Annotated in this window: 14 protein-coding genes; 3 read left to right on the forward strand and 11 right to left on the reverse strand. The window is 62.5% G+C overall.

Features of this window, described 5'->3' with window-relative positions:
- The first annotated feature begins 46 nt into the window (after positions 1-46).
- Entirely contained in the window at positions 47-481 is a 435-nt protein-coding gene (locus NYQ83_RS03555) for a hypothetical protein (RefSeq protein WP_261212503.1), read from the forward strand.
- A gap of 74 nt (positions 482-555) precedes the next feature.
- Positions 556-1,212 carry a hypothetical protein gene (locus NYQ83_RS03560; RefSeq protein WP_261212505.1) on the forward strand — a complete coding sequence of 219 codons (657 nt, stop codon included), beginning with the start codon at positions 556-558 and terminating at the stop codon, positions 1,210-1,212.
- 97 nt (positions 1,213-1,309) lie between these two features.
- Here the strand turns inward: NYQ83_RS03560 and NYQ83_RS03565 are convergent, their stop codons facing one another.
- The 5 genes from NYQ83_RS03565 to NYQ83_RS03585 all read right to left on the reverse strand — a co-directional run bounded on the left by NYQ83_RS03565 (position 1,310) and on the right by NYQ83_RS03585 (position 6,875).
- On the reverse strand, positions 1,310-2,173 hold the full coding sequence (locus NYQ83_RS03565; protein WP_314733280.1) for a substrate-binding domain-containing protein: 864 nt from the start codon (positions 2,171-2,173) through the stop codon (positions 1,310-1,312).
- On the reverse strand, positions 2,170-2,694 hold the full coding sequence (locus NYQ83_RS03570; RefSeq protein WP_261212507.1) for a c-type cytochrome, methanol metabolism-related: 525 nt from the start codon (positions 2,692-2,694) through the stop codon (positions 2,170-2,172). Before NYQ83_RS03570 ends, NYQ83_RS03565 begins: the two co-directional genes overlap by 4 nt.
- A 78-nt stretch (positions 2,695-2,772) precedes the next feature.
- A complete protein-coding gene (locus tag NYQ83_RS03575) occupies positions 2,773-4,671 on the reverse strand; it encodes a methanol/ethanol family PQQ-dependent dehydrogenase (RefSeq protein ID WP_261212510.1) in 1,899 nt (632 codons plus the stop codon).
- A 305-nt stretch (positions 4,672-4,976) separates the two neighbouring features.
- The gene (locus NYQ83_RS03580; protein WP_261212512.1) at positions 4,977-5,339 is read right to left on the reverse strand and encodes a hypothetical protein; all 363 of its coding nucleotides are present in this window, start codon (positions 5,337-5,339) and stop codon (positions 4,977-4,979) included.
- Positions 5,340-5,537: 198 nt separating this feature from the next.
- A complete protein-coding gene (locus tag NYQ83_RS03585; protein WP_261212513.1) occupies positions 5,538-6,875 on the reverse strand; it encodes a tlde1 domain-containing protein in 1,338 nt (445 codons plus the stop codon).
- Between the two features lie 363 nt (positions 6,876-7,238).
- On the opposite strand from NYQ83_RS03585, the gene folE reads away from it, so the two are divergent.
- Complete coding sequence (folE, locus tag NYQ83_RS03590; RefSeq protein ID WP_409976951.1) at positions 7,239-7,871, forward strand: GTP cyclohydrolase I FolE; 633 nt, start codon at positions 7,239-7,241, stop codon at positions 7,869-7,871.
- A gap of 94 nt (positions 7,872-7,965) precedes the next feature.
- Here folE and NYQ83_RS03595 read toward each other — a convergent pair whose 3' ends face one another.
- The 6 genes from NYQ83_RS03595 to NYQ83_RS03620 all read right to left on the reverse strand — a co-directional run bounded on the left by NYQ83_RS03595 (position 7,966) and on the right by NYQ83_RS03620 (position 16,229).
- Entirely contained in the window at positions 7,966-9,201 is a 1,236-nt protein-coding gene (locus NYQ83_RS03595) for a GTP-binding protein (protein ID WP_261212515.1), read from the reverse strand.
- A 181-nt stretch (positions 9,202-9,382) separates the two neighbouring features.
- On the reverse strand, positions 9,383-12,211 hold the full coding sequence (locus tag NYQ83_RS03600) for a heavy metal translocating P-type ATPase (RefSeq protein ID WP_261212516.1): 2,829 nt from the start codon (positions 12,209-12,211) through the stop codon (positions 9,383-9,385).
- Between the two features lie 72 nt (positions 12,212-12,283).
- The gene (locus NYQ83_RS03605) at positions 12,284-13,303 is read right to left on the reverse strand and encodes an ABC transporter ATP-binding protein (protein WP_261213925.1); all 1,020 of its coding nucleotides are present in this window, start codon (positions 13,301-13,303) and stop codon (positions 12,284-12,286) included.
- A 17-nt stretch (positions 13,304-13,320) separates the two neighbouring features.
- Positions 13,321-14,322 carry an ABC transporter ATP-binding protein gene (locus tag NYQ83_RS03610; RefSeq protein ID WP_261212519.1) on the reverse strand — a complete coding sequence of 334 codons (1,002 nt, stop codon included), beginning with the start codon at positions 14,320-14,322 and terminating at the stop codon, positions 13,321-13,323.
- Position 14,323: 1 nt separating this feature from the next.
- On the reverse strand, positions 14,324-15,250 hold the full coding sequence (locus NYQ83_RS03615; protein ID WP_128293701.1) for an ABC transporter permease: 927 nt from the start codon (positions 15,248-15,250) through the stop codon (positions 14,324-14,326).
- A gap of 4 nt (positions 15,251-15,254) precedes the next feature.
- Positions 15,255-16,229, reverse strand: a complete 975-nt coding sequence (locus NYQ83_RS03620; protein ID WP_128293698.1) for an ABC transporter permease — start codon at positions 16,227-16,229, stop codon at positions 15,255-15,257.
- Positions 16,230-16,235 lie beyond the last annotated feature (6 nt).

The following is a 16,235-nucleotide window of genomic DNA, read 5'->3' on the forward strand; positions in this document are numbered from 1 at the left end:
GACACGGTCGAAAAGCGCCAGTGCGAAAACGAGGGGAGGAAGAACCATGCAGATGAAGAGGAGCGCAGGACTTGCTATTCTGGCGGCGGCCGCAGCTTGCGCGCTGACGCCCGTGGGCGCCTATGCCCAGTCCGGGCTCTTGACCCGGCCGATCGCTGTTGGGCCGATCACGCTGTCCTCGGGCAAGCCGCTGGTCGAGGCGCCGATCGAGCTTGAATCCGGCAAGCAGTACAAGCTGACGATCGAGGCCGACGGCACGGCCGAGCTCGCCGTGCATGGCGCCGATTTCTTCCGCAATGTCTGGGTGAACGAAATCGTCATCAACGACATCGAAATCCGCCCGCTCGGCGTCGATTCGATCGAGTTCGACGCTGCGGGCGAAGTGGAAATGACCTTCGTGCCGATCCGGCCCGGCCGGTTCGAATTGCGGATTCCCAACACCACCGGGGAGACCCAGGGCGCACAGATCCTGGTCAAATGAGGGGTGGGGGCGGGGGCCGGCGGCATCGCCCTGATGGGCTTGCGGCCGGCCCCATCGACGCGCATTCTGGTTGCATGGTCGTCTCCGGATGCCGCTTCCTGATCGTCGTCGCTGCAATGCTCGCTCCAACGGGACTCGCTCTGACGGGGCTCGCTCTGACGGGCGCGCCTGCGATCGCCCAGCCGCGCAAAGATCCCGACTGGCCGTGCATTCAGCCGGAAGTGCCGACGCTCTCGGTCGTGCAGGTATGGACCGGCCCCTCGGTCGATAAGGCGATAACGGCGTGGCGCGACGACGAGGAAATCGCAGGGCTGGCTCGGCGGCTCTCCGCACGCCGCATGCCAATCGAGGACGCGGAGGATGCAGTCCGGGACTTTTCAGCTCGGCTCGATCCATCCCGGAGAGAGGAGCGTCTGACCCAACTCTTCGCCGGGATTTTCACGACCCTGAACGCAGAGCGCAGCGAGGTGATGAACGGCATCAAGCATTATGCGCGGCGGCAAAAGGCGATGGCGGAGGAAATCCGCATGCAGCAGTCGCGCCTGAGCGACCTCCGTCAGGCCTCGCCCAATTCTCCGCAAGCTCAGGAGCTCAAAACCAACCTTCTCGTGCAGGTCCGCATCTTCGACGACCGGCGACATTCCCTCACCTATGTCTGCGAAGTGCCGTCACTGATCGAGCAACGGCTCTTCGCGCTCGCAAGGGTGATACAGGCCGATCTGCCGGATTGAGCGGGACGCACGCCACGCCCCGGCGCCCTCCCCGTCCGAAGATCCCCATATCGAGGGAAGGTGCTCCGGCTGAAAGCAGCAGCCGGAGCGCATCGGATCAATGCGTGATCGGGTTTTCGTGCGCATCGAGAATGGGCACGCCATAGTCGAGCAGGATTGCGTCGATCGCGTCCTGGTTCTCTCTGATGAGCCGATTGAGCGTGCGTTTGAACTCTTGATCGGTCGGCCGGACGCCCATGGTGATGCGGTAGACCATGCGCGAGCCGCCCTCCTCGTTCAAAAGCGGGGTCACCTTGAGAGGCGGATCGGACTGGCTCGCAAACCAGCCGGCGAGCGGTCCCCAGAGCGCCGCCACGTCGATCTCGCCCTTCTTTAGGTCGGCGATCATCGCCTCGGCGCTCGTCCCCCGCCGCGTGTCGACCATCAGCTGATAGGGTTTCGCCTTCTTGAGCAGCCCGTACATGGCCATATTGGCCGCCGGCGGTGTGCGCGCGACGACACCGATGCGCTTGTCCGTGAGGCGCGGATCGGCGAGCGTCGTAACGTCTCCGACGTCGGAGCCCGGCATGGTCACCAGCGCATAGGCGGTCTGATAATAGGCGTTGGTGTTTTGCACCAATTCATCGCCCTGCGCGTAGCTCATGATGACGTCGCATTCATACGCGCCGAGCGTATGGCGGACGAAGCCCATCACTTCAGGGAAGTAGGTGTAGGCGACCGTCTTCCCGAGTTTTTCAGCGAAAAGCTCGGCCAGCTTCTGCTCGTAGCCCTCCTCCTTCTGATTGGAGAAAGGCATGTTGCTCGGATCGGCGCAGACGCGGAAGACGTTCGGATCGACGAGCTCGATGGCCTCGCCGAGGCCGGTCGTCTGAGCCAGGCTCGGCCAGGGTGTCGCAAAGACCCCGAGGATCGCGGTCGAGATCGCGATCGCCCAGCGGATGCGGGTGAGAGGCGGCATCATGTGCCGAGACAATCGTTTTCCGCCTTCATGAAGGAATCCGGCTTCTTTTCCTTCTTGGGCGGCCGGCCGCGCGGCAGATCTCCCTGCGCACGCGCCCTCAGATAAATGTAGATGTCGTCGATGTAGCACATGACGTTCGGATTGGTGCCAAAGGACGGCATGACGTTCTTCTGCGAGCTCGACACGTTCTCGCGTCCGCCCGCGACGACGGCGAGGAAATTCGCGTAATCGAGATGTTCGAGCGAGTGGGCGAGCGCCGGCGCATAGCTCGAGCCGAGACCGTCGGGGCCATGGCACACATGGCAGGCGGCGTGATAGCGGCGATAGCCGGAGAACGTGTACCAGTCGACTTGTCCATTCTCGAACTTGAAGGTGGGAGTCCCGTCGGCGTCGAAATACTTTCCGTCCCGCTCCTCCGCGATTGTGGGATCTCCCGGAGTATTGTTCTGCGCGACGGCGACAGAAGCTGATAATCCGGCGACAACAGCAAAGACGAGCGCAACCATGCTGCGAGCGAGCATCGTAACTCCTGGCTGATTGATGAGGGCATCGGTGGAGAGCCCGGCCAAAGGCCGGGCTCCCGCTTCGGCTCGTCAGTCTCAATCGGGAAGTGCGAAGACCGTCAGCACGCCACCGAGATTGGTGAAGTTGGCAAGGCCCGAATAGCCGCCGACGGCGCCGAGGCCGGCCGTACCCACCTGAGCTTCCGTGTCCCCCTGCTCGCGCCCCTGGTCGACAGCCTCGTGCCAACCGGCAGCCGATTCAGGCGACAGGAGCCCCGCGGCAAGACCGATGCCGGCCCAGCCACCGACACCCGAAAGCACGGCTATGTACTGCTTGCCGTTGTGCTCATAGGTATTGACGTTGCCGATGATGCCGGAGGGCGTCTTGAACCTGTAGAGCTCTTTACCAGTCTCGATATCGACCGCCTTCAGATAGCCTTCGAGCGTGCCGTAGAAGACGACGTCGCCGGCCGTGGCGAGCGCGCCGCCCCAGGCTGAGAACTGTTCGGGGATCGTCCAGACGATCTCGCCAGTCGTGGCGTCCCAGGCGATGAAGTTGCCCATGCCGCCATGGCTGTCCGGTGCCGGATACATCGACACGGTCGCGCCCACATAGGGCTGGCCGGCGGTGTAGCTGACCCGGAACGGCTCATAATCCATGCAGACATGGTTGGTCGGGACATAGAACATCTTGGTTTTCGGGGAATAAGCGGCCGGCTGCTGGTCCTTGGTGCCGAGAGCCGCCGGGCAGATGCCCTCCACGTTGGTGTCCTCGCCCTGCGCATCGGTGGAATAATCGCTGACCACCGTGGGCCGACCGTAGGTTTCGCTATTCTTGTCCATGTCGACGCCGCTCGTCCAGTTGACGGCCGGGTCATATTTCTTGGCGAGCAGGAGTTCGCCCGTCTCGCGGTTCATGGTGTAGGCGATCCCGTTGCGGTCGAAATGCACGAGCGCTTTCACCATCTCGCCGTTCATTTCGAGATCGACGAGGATCATCTCGTTGACGCCATCGTAATCCCACTCGTCGTGCGGCGTCATTTGATAGAGCCACTTCGCCATGCCCGTATCGGCATCGCGTGCGAAGATCGTCATCGAATATTTGTTGTCGCCCGGCCTCTGGTTCGGGTTCCAGGTCGATGGATTGCCGGTGCCGTAATAGATGAGATTGAGCTCCGGATCGTAGGCATACCAGCCCCAGGTGGTGCCACCACCGGTCTTCCACTGATCGCCTTCCCAGCTTTGCAGACTGGAATCCTTGCCGATCGGTTTGCCGAGCGCCATCGTCTTTTCCGGATCGACGAGCATGTCTTCATCCGGACCGGTGGAAAACGCCTTCCAGGCGACCGAACCGTCGGCGAGATTGTAGACGGTGACCCGACCACGCACACCGAACTCGGCACCGGAGACGCCAATCAGCACCTTGTCCTTGTAGACCAGGGGCGCTGCGGTCGCACTCTCGGCCTTGCCGGGGTCGCCGTTCTTGACCTTCCAGACCTCTTCGCCGGTGTCGGCGTTCAGAGCCACGACCGTCGTATCAGCCTGACTGAGGATCAACATCGCCGGATGGCCCTCACCTTCCGGCGCATAGGCCGGGCCGCGATTGACCGTGTCGCAGCACATGATCGGGATCACGCCCGAATCCTGAACCGGCTCATACTTCCATTTGATCGCGCCATCGTTGTTGAGGTCGAGCGCGTAGACGATGTTCGGAAAAGGCGTGTGCACATACATCGTGTCACCGATGACGAGCGGTCCGCCTTCGTGACCGCGCAGCACGCCGGTGGAAAACGTCCAGGCGACCTGGAGATCGCCGACATTGTCCTTGTTGATTTGATTGAGCTCGGAGAAGCGGTGATTGGCGTAGTTTCCGGTGGGCATGACCCACTCTTTCGCGTTCTTCTCCATTTCGATGAGTTTTTCATTTGCGAAAGCAGGCCCCATCAATATGACGAGCCCAAACACGGCGCACAGCGCCGTCAAGATGCGACCCATTAGACCCTCCCATTGCGACATTAGCGTCGTCTATGGTTTCGTTACGCAAAGCCTCTGGCACACGCACGAACGCTTATTGAGATGGGTTTTCGACAATACGCCACAACATCGAGCTACGCTTGCTTTGGCGCGCTCGAACTAACCTTCGACAGCATCCAATTCCCAGACTGGAGTCTTTTTTAGTCGAAAACCTAATGAGTACTGTAAAGGCATCCTGAGCTCTCGGCAAGGTTACTTATGACTCCTTGTCGCACTTAGATGCACCCAAGACCCAAAAGACCAGAGAAAGCCGTGATTTCGGGTGTTTAGTTGCCCTTGAAACAGCGCACATCCGCCTCGGCCTGGGCGCGGCGCAGATCCTGGATCGACGCATTCGAACGCGGGCTGTTGCGAAAGATATCGGCACCTTCGCCGTGCAGCTGGTGCATGCTCAAGAAGGTGCTGGCGGTCAGATAACGCTCGTAGGTCAGGAGCGAAGCGACAACATCGATCGAACAGGCGCAGGCGGAGAGAACCGGCCGCGTCTCGCCATTCGCCTTCATGCAGGCATAGACATATTCGGCGATCGCCTCGCTCGGATAGTCGTTGCCGGCCGAGGCGGCCATCGCCAATGCCGGGCTCGTGCAAAGAGTGGCGGCAAGGACGGGGCCAAAGATTGTGTGACGCATCGTTCGCCCTCCCATCGCGCTGACAGGCTGTCGGATTTTATAGAAGTTTAGCCACAGCGGGGCTGGCGCGGAAGTCACCAGCCAACCGAGCCGGAAACGCAGCTGGCCGCGGCTGCGCGCCAGCCTGCCATCTCGAATCCACTGCGCCGGCACCCTCACCCACCAGCCTGGTGGCTCAGCCAACGGGCCCATGCAGCCCTAAAGCGCAGCCATATAGGTGTTGAGGTCCTTCAGCCGCGGCACGACAATCATGCGGGTGATGTGCCCCTTCTTGAAGGCCTTCAGGAAGCGCTCGTAATTGGCGAAGACCACGCAGCCGTTGGACTGGGAGCGCGAGCCGCCGCCGGCATACATGTAAGGGTGCGCCAGGAGCCCGTCGCGGTTGTATTTCTTGCGACCATCGGAGGGCAGCAGGCGAATGGCCTCCGCACCGTGAAAGCGGCTTTCGCGCATCACCAGATTGTAGACGTTCGGCGGCGTCGGGCCGCGGTTCTTCTCGCGCACATAGCGGGGATCATCCTGCATCTTGGCAAGGCCAGAATGCGCCTCGAGACGTTCCCCATTGGGCAGATAGACTGTCGCCGATTGAATCTCGTAGACGGCAATGCCGCTATCCCGTCCCGGAAGCGCGGCCCTGCTTGCAGGCGCAAAGAGCTTGTTGAAAAAGCCGTCAGATGAATCGCTTGCGGCCGGATCTTCGACCGCCGCATAAGCAAGGCTTGCGGGCGAGCGCCCGCCTCTCGCAACGACGCCCGGCGTGGGCCGGGATGCCGGCACGGCCACCTTTTTCAAAACGGCCTGCGCATCGAGAGCCTCGTCAAAACCCACCGTCGATGCCGGGCGGGCATCGGGCTCCAGGCTGGCGATCTCCGTTTCGCCGATATCTGGCCTCGGCGCCGGGACAAGGTCGAGCCTCGCCACCGCATCTGGGACCATCTCGTCAGGCGATGATGGAACGTGCCCCCTCCCGATGAGAGCGGCGAGATACGCTCCGGCCGTGGGCTCAAAAGTTTCAGACATCCAGCGGTTCGCAAACACTTCGGCACTGGTCTCGGGGGCCATCGTAAAGGCCGTCGCCGATCGTACGGCGCCGCTTTCACTCGCCGGCACCAGGAGCCCCGGATAGCCCGCAACGACTTCCGGCAGGTGCAACATCCTCGGCTGCCAGGCGAAACGCTGCGAGTCGAAAAGACCAGTCGCCGGGCCTTTCACATCGGGGTCTTCAAAGGGGTTGCGCTCGACCGTTGAGCTGCGCTGTCCGAGACGGTTCGACGGGCTCTGCCTCAGAGCAACCGAGGACAGGCGGTCTCCCCGCGAGGCGGGTTTGAGCCGCGCGTCTTCCCCGATCATCGGCGCCGAAAAAACCTCTCCGGCCGCGATGAGATGAGCGGAGGCTTGTACGACCCCCTCGGCGACGAGCGGCGCCGTCCCCACCAACGCGGCCATGCCGGCAGCGGCGCTCAAAAAGAGCAGAGGCTTGGAGCCCTTCAGGCGTCTCCGCGCCGTCAACAGACGCGCATCAAAGCTCGGCTTCATCAACAAGCTTCTCCCCTGCCCCTGCGAGCGAACCGCAACTCCCACTCACGCCGGACGTCGGCACATGCACGCTCCGGACTGTGGTTCGCTCCTCTATACGCCGAGGCTCGTTATGCTTTCGTTTACGATAACCGACGCCTCCGCTCTCAGCGGGATGCCCGTGCCGCAACCGCCAAAAGATACGTAAAAATCGCGCGGAGAATGCCTGCTCGCTCGCGCCAGGGCAACCTCCCCACCGATGGCGGTTCGATCCGCCTCACCTGAGGACCTTTGCAAGGCGGGCGTCATCGAGGGATCATTCTTGATTTTAATGTTATAACGTTTCAAATAATTGCCCTGATCACCAAGGCTATCCTCAGAGACATGACATCATTCCCCGCGGCCATGCCGCAAGAAAAGACACTCGGGCGGCCGCGTCCCGATCGCGCCGCCGTCGAAGCCGCAGTCCGGCTCATCATCGAATGGGCCGGCGACGATCCGGATCGTGAAGGCCTGATCGACACGCCCGCGCGCGTCGTGCGCGCCTACGAGGAGTTCTTCGAAGGTTACAACACCGATCCAACCGAGCTTCTCGCCCGGACATTTGAAGAGACCGACGATTACGACGACATGATCGTGCTTCGGAACATGCGACTGGAATCGCATTGCGAGCACCACATCGTGCCGATCATCGGCAAGGCGCATATCGCCTACCTGCCAAACCGGCGTGTCGTCGGCATCAGCAAACTTGCACGGCTCGTGGAAGCCTATGCGAAGCGGCTGCAGATCCAGGAAACGCTGACTTCGCAGATTGCGGACACGATCGAGGAGGTTCTCCGGCCACGCGGGGTCGCTGTCGTCATCGAGGCCGCTCATATGTGCATGACCACACGCGGCATCAGGAAGCCCGGCGTGAGCATGGTGACCCGCCGCTTTATCGGCGCGTTCAAAGAGGATTCCGACTTGCGGCGGGACTTTCTCGTTCAAATCGCAGCCCCGAGCGAACGGTTCGGCTGAGCACGACGACGGGCGCTTCCCGCCCGAGAAACGGCGTGCTCTCGACATCAAGTGACACCGCTTCCTGAAGCGGTGTCACTTTAATGGGCCAGCGTCAGGCGGCCTGCGACGATCCCCACGCCTCGAAAGGATCCGGAAGACCGCGATAGGCATTCGGATCGAAACGACCATTCTCGGTCGGTTCTGCAAGACAACGCTCGAGCATCGCCGTAATGCGCTCGCGGTTCATCTCGCCCAGCATTCCGATGAAGACTATCTCCTGGCGCCGATCCCCGTAAACGGGGTCGAAAAAGCTCAGGATCCGCTTGCGGAATTCCGGATCATCCGGCCATCGCGACTGCGGCACCGACGTCCACCAGAAGCCGAGCGGTCTCACCATCGCCGCCGCGCCGGCGAGGCTGAATTCGCCCACGATCTGAGCTCGGGTGGCCAGCCAGAAATGCCCTTTGGCGCGGATGACGCCGGGCAGCGGTGTCTGCAGAAATTCGTTGAAGCGCTCGGGAATGAGCGGACGACGTTCGCGCCAGACAAAGCTCGTCACACCGTATTCGGCATCTTCCGGCACATGGTCGGCAAAGCCGTAGAGCTCTTTGAACCACATCGGATGCTGGTGGGCGCGGTCAAAATCGAACAATCCGGTGTCAAAGAGGTCGTCAGCAGCGACGTTGCCATAATCGGTCTCGATCAATTTTGCGTCCGGGTTGAGGCCATGCACGATCGCACGGGCCGCATCGAGATGGGCAGGCTCCGCACCCGACACCTTGTTGAGAATGATGATGTCGGCAAATTCGATCTGATCGACCAGCAAGTTGACCAGTGTGCGCTCATCCCCCTCCCCCGCCGTCTCACCGCGATCGGCCAGAAAATCGGACGATCCGTAATTCTGCAGGAGATGCATGGCGTCGATGACGGTGACCATCGCATCCAGGCGCGCGATGTCGGACAGGCTACGTCCGTTCTCGTCGCGATACTCGAACGTGGCAGCGACAGGCAAAGGCTCAGAAACGCCCGTACTTTCGATCAGCAGGTAATCGAAGCGCCCCTCTTCGGCCAGACGGCGCACCTCCGTGAGGAGATCGTCGCGCAACGTGCAGCAGATGCAGCCGTTGGTCATCTCGACGAGCTTCTCTTCGGAACGGTTCAGCGCCGTTTCTTCGCGCACGAGGTCGGCATCGATGTTCACCTCGCTCATGTCATTGACGATGACGGCGACGCGCCGGCCCTCGCGATTGTTGAGCGCATGGTTCAGGAGTGTCGTCTTGCCCGCGCCCAGAAAACCCGACAGCACGGTCACAGGCAGGCGCCCGTCATTGGACTTGGATTGCTGCATCTCGCCTCGCGATATGTAATTTTATAACATATCGCATCGATACCGAGGTCACCTTTCGCATGTCAAGCCGCGTTCGCCGGCCACCAGACGGGCCAGATGGGAGCCGGCACCAAGGCAGGTATGGGTTCCGGCCAGGTCGGGTCTCGCGCTTCCGCCCGGCCGGAAGATGAAAAAAGCTCGCTCAGGCGGCGGCGAGCTTCTCGTTCGGATAACCCGCCTCGCGGATCGCAGCTTCGATCGCCGCCTCGTCGGCCGAGCTCTCGATTGCGGCCGTGCCGGCATCGAGGTCGACATCGACCTTGGCCTCGGGATCGACACCTTTCACCGCCTTCTCCACGTTGGCCACGCAATGCTTGCACGACATCTCTTCAACTTTGAGCTTCAGCATGGAAATCTCCTTTTCTGACATGACATTGGCCGGCATGGCCGGAGTTTGGGACACAGATTGTGCCGGCTTTGACGAGGCTTCCGGCTCCGCTTTCTGCGAAGCCTTGGCAGCGGGCGCGCTCCGCGTTCCGATAACCTCGAGCGGCGGCGAAAACCGCCTCAGACGCAGCGCATTGGTGACGACGAAGACACTTGAGAGCGCCATCGCTCCGGCCGCGAAAACCGGCGACAGAAGCACGCCGGTCGACGGATAAAGCGCGCCGGCCGCCACCGGGATCAGCACGACATTGTAGGCGAAGGCCCAGAAGAGGTTCTGACGGATGTTGGCAAGCGTCGCTTTGGAGAGAGCGATCGCATTGGCGACACCCCCGAGATCACCCGACATCAAGACTACATCGGCGCTTTCGATCGCCACATCCGTGCCGGTGCCGATCGCCAGACCGACATCGGCCTCCGCCAGCGCCGGTGCGTCGTTGATGCCATCGCCGACGAAGGCGACCTTGCGCCCACCAGAGCGCAAGGCTTTGATCGCGTCGATCTTGCCCTGCGGCAGCACTTCGGCGACCACCTCATCAATACCGAGACGGCGGGCAACGGCGTCCGCCGTGCGGCGGTTGTCGCCGGTGATCATCGCAACCTTCAGCCCGAGATTGTGCAGGGCCTTGATCGCGGCCGGCGTCGATGGCTTGACCGGATCGGCGACCGCAAGCATCGCGGCAAGCTTCCCGTCGATCGCGGCATAAAGTGGTGACTTGCCCTCCGCGCCGAGACGTTCTGCGTCCTCGGTAAAGCCATCGAGAGCGATTTTGCGCTCCGCCATCAATCGGTCGGCCCCGACCATGACATCATGGCCGGCAACGCGTGCCGTGATGCCGAAACCGGGGATCGCCTCGAAAGCCTCGGGCTTCGCCAGCCCCAGCCCCCGGCGCTCGGCCGCCGCCACGATCGCGGCGGCGATCGGGTGCTCGGAGCCCGCCTCGACGGCCGCCACCAGCGCCAAAACTTCGGCCTCGTCGAACCCTTCAGAGACGCTGAGATCGGTGAGCTCAGGCTGGCCTTCCGTCAAAGTGCCGGTCTTGTCGAGCGCGATCACGCCCGCCTCGCGCAGCGTCTGCAGCGCTTCACCACGCCGGAACAGCACGCCGAACTCGGCCGCCCGGCCCGTGCCGACCATGATCGAGGTCGGCGTTGCGAGCCCCATGGCGCAGGGGCAGGCGATGATGAGGACGGCGACCGCATTGACGAGGGCGAAGCCCAGCGCCGGCTCTGGACCGAAGACGAGCCAGATGAGGAAAGTCAGGAGGGCCGCACTCATCACGGCCGGGACGAACCATTGCGTGACCTTATCGACCATCGCCTGGATCGGCAGCTTGCCGCCCTGCGCCGCCTCGACCATGCGGATGATATTGGCGAGCATCGTATCGCTGCCGACCTTCTCGGCCCGATAGGTGAAACTGCCGGTCTTGTTGATGGTCCCGCCGACGACCTCGGCGCCGTCGGCCTTTTCGACGGGGATCGGCTCGCCGGTGATCATCGATTCATCGACATAGGACGTGCCGGTCAGCACAGCTCCGTCAACGGCAATCTTGTCGCCGGGCCGCACCTGCAGGACATCGCCGACGACGACATCTTCAAGCGGCACTTCGACGAAACGCCCCTCCCGCTCGACCCGGGCGGTCTTCGGCTGCAGGCCGATCAGGCGTTTGATCGCCTCGCCCGTGCGGCCCTTGGCACGTGCTTCGAGAAGACGACCGACGAGAATGAGCGTCACGATCCCGGCCGCCGCCTCGAAATAGACGTTCGCGGTCCCGGCCGGCAGCACTTGGGGCAGAAAAGTCGCGACAGTGGAATAGCCCCAGGCGGCACTGGCTCCTACGACGACCAGGGAATTCATGTCAGGTGCGGCGTGAAGGAGCGCCGGCAAGCCCTTGCGGAAGAATCGCAATCCCGGGCCGAAGAGCACGAGCGTCGTCAGGACGAACTGCACGAGATGATTGGTTCCCGAACCGATCGTCCGCTGCACGAGATCATGGATCACCGGCGAGACATGCGAGCCCATCTCGACCAGAAAGACCGGCAGCGTCAGGATTGCAGCAATGGTGAGATCGCGCTTCAGGGCCGCATAATCACGCGCCTTGACCTCGGCGCGCCGGTCGGCTCCGGCCGCGTCATTCTCGATCAGGCGCGGTGTATAGCCCGCCTCGCGAATCGCCGCCGCGACGGCCCCGCGATCAAGCCCGCCCCGGGCCGAAATCGAGGCGCGTTCGGTCGCCAGATTGACCGTCACCTCATCGACACCGGGCACAGCCCTGATTGCGCCCTCGGCCCGGCCGACGCAGGAGGCGCAGGTCATACCTTCGATGGCGATCTCAAAATTCTCGCGCGGGACGTCGTAGCCGGCCTTCTCGATCGCGGCGATGACGGCGCGATCCTCAGGCGTATCAGCGAAGATGACCTCCGCCGTCTCCGTCGCCAGATTGACGCTGGCTTTGTCGACAGAGGGCAGCGCCGCAATCGCCTGTTCGACCCGGCGCACGCACGAGGCACAGGTCATGCCCTCGACACGGTATCGGCGTGAAGACGAGCCTTCGCGGAGGCTCGCGGCGGGTGCAATCTCGTTCATGAGACCAATCCTCGTGGCTGATCGCACCCTAAATGGAGCTTCCAGCCACTGGAAGGTCAAGTCAGTCGATCGTCACGCCCCAGCGGCAGGCTCGTCGTTCAGATGGCAGGCGGAGAGATGGCCGCCGGCAACCGGCTTGAGCTTCGGCACCTCCACCCGGCAGCGTTCGTGAGCGAACGGGCACCGGGGATGAAAGTGACAGCCCTTCGGCGGAAATAACGGGCTCGGAATCTCGCCCTTGATCGCCTGGAAGCGGCGCTTGCGCGGCTCGATGCGCGGAATTTCGGCGAGCAGAGCCTGCGTATAGGGATGGTTCGGGCGGGCAAAGATCTCTTCCACCGGCGCCTCTTCCACGATCCGACCGAGATACATGATGACGACGCGGTCGGAGATATGCTCGACCACGCCGAGATCGTGGCTGATGAACATATAAGTGAGATCGAGCTCTTCCCGCAGCTTCACGAAGAGATTGATGATCTGGGCCTGGATGGAGACGTCGAGGGCGGCGACGCTTTCATCGCAAACCAGAAATTCCGGCTTCACGGCGAGCGCCCGAGCGATGTTCACGCGCTGACGCTGGCCGCCGGAGAATTCGTGCGGCAGGCGCTTCTTCATCGCCGGATCGAAGCCGGCCATGCGCAGATGCTCATCGACGTAATCGGAGACGCTTCCCTCGATGAGACCGTGTGCACGAGGCGCCTCAGCCACGATACTCTCGATGCGCATACGCGGATTGAGCGCCGCCATCGGATTCTGGAAAATCATCTGCGCGGCGAGATCGGCCGCCTTGCGCGCCCGACCTTTCAGCTTGTGATGCGGCTCGCCCTTCCAGCGGATTTCTCCCTCGGTCGGAGGAAGAATGCCCGCCACGATGCGGCCGAGCGTCGACTTCCCGCAGCCGCTCTCGCCGACCACCCCCAGGACTTCGCCGCGGGCAACCGAGAGATTGATGTCGTCGAGCGCATAGACGACGGCCGGCGGTTCCGCCGCGCCTGCACTGATGGCAATGCGGGCGGCAAGATCGGGCGTCGCACCGAAGCGGCGCGTCACGTCGCAGGCTTCGACCAGCGGCATCTTTGGAGCTTTTTCCATCACCTCGTTCGCCTCGCTCACGATACGGCCTCCCCGGCAACCGCATCCAACGACTGCGCGCCCAAGGGATGCACGCAGCGAAAGCTCCGCTCACCTTCCCTGATCTCGGGTGGGAGCTTCGTGCAGAGCGCGTCAGCGCCTCCGCAGCGGGTGCGAAAGCTGCATCCGGAAGGAAGATTGGCCGGGCTCGGCGTCATACCGGGGATCTGCTTCAGAAGCGCGCCGCGGGTGTTCTGGCTCGGCACGGAATCCATCAGCCCGCGCGTATAATGATGGCGCGGACCGGTCAGGACGTCGGCGACCGGGCCGGTCTCCACGAGGCGGCCCGCATACATGACGGCAATGTCGTCGGCGAGCCGCGAGACGATGGCAAGATCGTGGGTGATCCAGATCACGGCCGTGTCCCTCTCCTCGGCCAGGCGTTGGAACTCGGAAATGATTTGCGCCTGGATGGTCACGTCGAGCGCCGTTGTGGGTTCGTCCGCGATGATCAGCTCGGGGCTGTGCAGAAGCGCGATCGCGATGGCGACGCGCTGGCGCATGCCACCTGAAAACTCGTGCGGATAGGCGGAGAGCCGCTCTTCGGGGCTTGGGATTCCGACCATGCCCAGCGCATCCCGCGCCCGCGCCCGCGCTTCGGCACGATCCATCTTCTCATGCGCGAGGAGCGTTTCGGTCATCTGCGTCTCGATCCGCAGGACCGGATTGAGCGTCATCATCGGATCCTGAAAGACCATCGCGATGTGGCGTCCGCGCAGGCGCCGCATCTCTTCCGCATTGAGATCTGCGAGGTTCTCACCGTTGAAGAAGATGTCACCCGAAGCGACACGCCCGGGCGCATCGACGAGGCCCATGATCGAAAAGCCGGTCACGGATTTTCCCGAGCCGCTTTCGCCGACAAGTCCGAGCACCCTTCCCTTCTCGAGCGAAAAGGAAACGTCGTTGACCGCCTTGACGGGCGCTGCACCATGACGGGGAAACTCGGTGACGAGGTTCTTCACTTCCAGCAAAGCGGCCATCTCACACGTTCCTCGGATTGAGGACATCACGCAGCCTGTCGCCGACGAGATTGATCGCGACGATCGTCACGAGCAGGGCAATGCCCGGATAGAAGCTGATCCAGTAGAGGCCGGAGAGCAGGTACTGGTAGCCGTTGGAAATGAGCATGCCGAGCGAGGGCTCCGTCACGGATGCGCCGAGACCGAGAAAAGACAAGGTCGCCTCCAGGCTGATGGCGCGGGCGACCTGCATCGTGGAGATGACGATCACGGGCGCGAGGCAGTTCGGCAGAAGATGGCGGAAGAGAATGCGCCAGCCTGGCAGCCTCAGGCATCGCGCCGCCTCGATATATTCTTTCTCACGTTCAACGAGCGCCGTCGCGCGCACGGTGCGGGCATAGACGGCCCATTCGGCGATGATCAGCGCCAGGATGACGTTCACCAGGCCTTTGCCAAGGACGGCGAGCATCATCAAAGCCATCAGGATCGTTGGAAACGACAGCTGCAGATCGACGATCCGCATCATGAGGCTCTCAACCCGCCCGCCGATGTAAGCGGCCGTGAGGCCCGCCGAAGTGCCGATGATCGCGGCGGCGAACGCCGAGAGCACACCCACCATCAACGAGGCGCGCAGCCCGTAGAGAATGCCAGAGAGGATGTCGCGTCCCTGCGCATCGGTGCCGAGAACGTAGGGCACGCCAGAGAAGGATTCCGAGCCCGGCGGCAACCTGCTGTCGAGGATATCGAGCTGCGAAAGGTCGTAAGGATTCTGCGGGGCGATATGCGGCGCAAGGACCGCCACAATGATGATCACAAAAAGCGTGAGCAGCCCCAGAACCGCACCGGGAGAGCGAAAGAACTCCCGAAGCTTATTGCGGCCCCGCTCGGAGGTGAGCGTCTCCGTCTCCGACACAGCGTTTTCGATGTGATCTACAAGCTGAGGGTCCATGGCGTCACCGTTGGGCATCGAGCCGGACGCGGGGATCCAGCAGCGTGTAACAAAGATCGACGATGAAATTCAGGCCGACGAAAATCAGGACCATCATCATCAGGTAAGCGACGATCACGGGCCGATCGAGAAGGTTGATACTGTCGATGATGAGCTTACCCATGCCGGGCCAGGCGAAGATGCTCTCCGTCACCACGGAGAAGGCGATGAGCGAGCCGAACTCGAGTCCGACGATGGTCACGACCGGGATCATCAGGTTCTTGAGCACGTGCACGGAAATGATCCGGCGCTCGCTCAGTCCCTTGGCTCGGGCAAACTTGATGTAATCCTGCGGCAGCACCTCCTGCACGCCGGCACGGGTCAGGCGCAGAACGAGCGAGGTCTTGAAGAGCGCGAGGTTGAGGGCTGGCAGAAAGAGATGCCGCAACCCGTCCTCCGTCAGGAACGACCAGCGCATGCCGAGGATTTCCACGGTCTCGCCGCGCCCGTTCGACGGCAGCCATCCGAGCTGCACGGAAAACAAGAGGATGAACATGAGGCCGACCCAGAATGTCGGCAGTGAAAAGCCGAGGATCGAGCCCGACATGATGATGCGCGAGGCGATGCTCCGCGGCCGCAGCCCGGCGTAAAGGCCGAGCGGCAGACCGACGATGAGCGCAATCACCAGCGCCGAGAGGGCGAGTTCCAGCGTCGCCGGGAAACGCTCCAAAATCACCTGAAGAGCGGAGCGACCGTAGACGAAGCTGTTGCCGAAATCGCCGCGCAACAGCCCCGCCATGAAGTCGATGTACTGGCGCCAGAGAGGCTGATCGAGGCCATATTCCGCGATCACACGTGCGCGCTCGGCCTGGTTCGCATCCGGGTTGATCAGGATGTCGACCGGATTGCCGATGACGTTGACGGCGACAAAGACGATCACCGTCATCGCCACGATGACGAACAATGCCTGGATGAACCGCCGAATAATGGAAGTGACCATTCAGCC

It is taken from the genome of Afifella sp. JA880, from assembly GCF_025379905.1.
Classification (GTDB): domain Bacteria; phylum Pseudomonadota; class Alphaproteobacteria; order Rhizobiales; family Afifellaceae; genus Afifella; species Afifella aestuarii.

Bases quoted from the DNA above. Each gene is read 5' to 3' on its own strand.
- NYQ83_RS03605 (WP_261213925.1), bottom strand. From the start codon at position 13,303: ATGGAAAAAGCTCCAAAGATGCCGCTGGTCGAAGCCTGCGACGTGACG.
- NYQ83_RS03615 (WP_128293701.1), bottom strand. From the start codon at position 15,250: ATGGACCCTCAGCTTGTAGATCACATCGAAAACGCTGTGTCGGAGACG.
- NYQ83_RS03555 (WP_261212503.1), top strand. From the start codon at position 47: ATGCAGATGAAGAGGAGCGCAGGACTTGCTATTCTGGCGGCGGCCGCA.
- folE (WP_409976951.1), top strand. From the start codon at position 7,239: ATGACATCATTCCCCGCGGCCATGCCGCAAGAAAAGACACTCGGGCGG.
- NYQ83_RS03565 (WP_314733280.1), bottom strand. From the start codon at position 2,173: ATGATGCCGCCTCTCACCCGCATCCGCTGGGCGATCGCGATCTCGACC.
- NYQ83_RS03610 (WP_261212519.1), bottom strand. From the start codon at position 14,322: ATGGCCGCTTTGCTGGAAGTGAAGAACCTCGTCACCGAGTTTCCCCGT.
- NYQ83_RS03585 (WP_261212513.1), bottom strand. From the start codon at position 6,875: ATGAAGCCGAGCTTTGATGCGCGTCTGTTGACGGCGCGGAGACGCCTG.
- NYQ83_RS03575 (WP_261212510.1), bottom strand. From the start codon at position 4,671: ATGGGTCGCATCTTGACGGCGCTGTGCGCCGTGTTTGGGCTCGTCATA.
- NYQ83_RS03560 (WP_261212505.1), top strand. From the start codon at position 556: ATGGTCGTCTCCGGATGCCGCTTCCTGATCGTCGTCGCTGCAATGCTC.
- NYQ83_RS03600 (WP_261212516.1), bottom strand. From the start codon at position 12,211: ATGAACGAGATTGCACCCGCCGCGAGCCTCCGCGAAGGCTCGTCTTCA.
- NYQ83_RS03570 (WP_261212507.1), bottom strand. From the start codon at position 2,694: ATGCTCGCTCGCAGCATGGTTGCGCTCGTCTTTGCTGTTGTCGCCGGA.
- NYQ83_RS03595 (WP_261212515.1), bottom strand. From the start codon at position 9,201: ATGCAGCAATCCAAGTCCAATGACGGGCGCCTGCCTGTGACCGTGCTG.
- NYQ83_RS03620 (WP_128293698.1), bottom strand. From the start codon at position 16,229: ATGGTCACTTCCATTATTCGGCGGTTCATCCAGGCATTGTTCGTCATC.
- NYQ83_RS03580 (WP_261212512.1), bottom strand. From the start codon at position 5,339: ATGCGTCACACAATCTTTGGCCCCGTCCTTGCCGCCACTCTTTGCACG.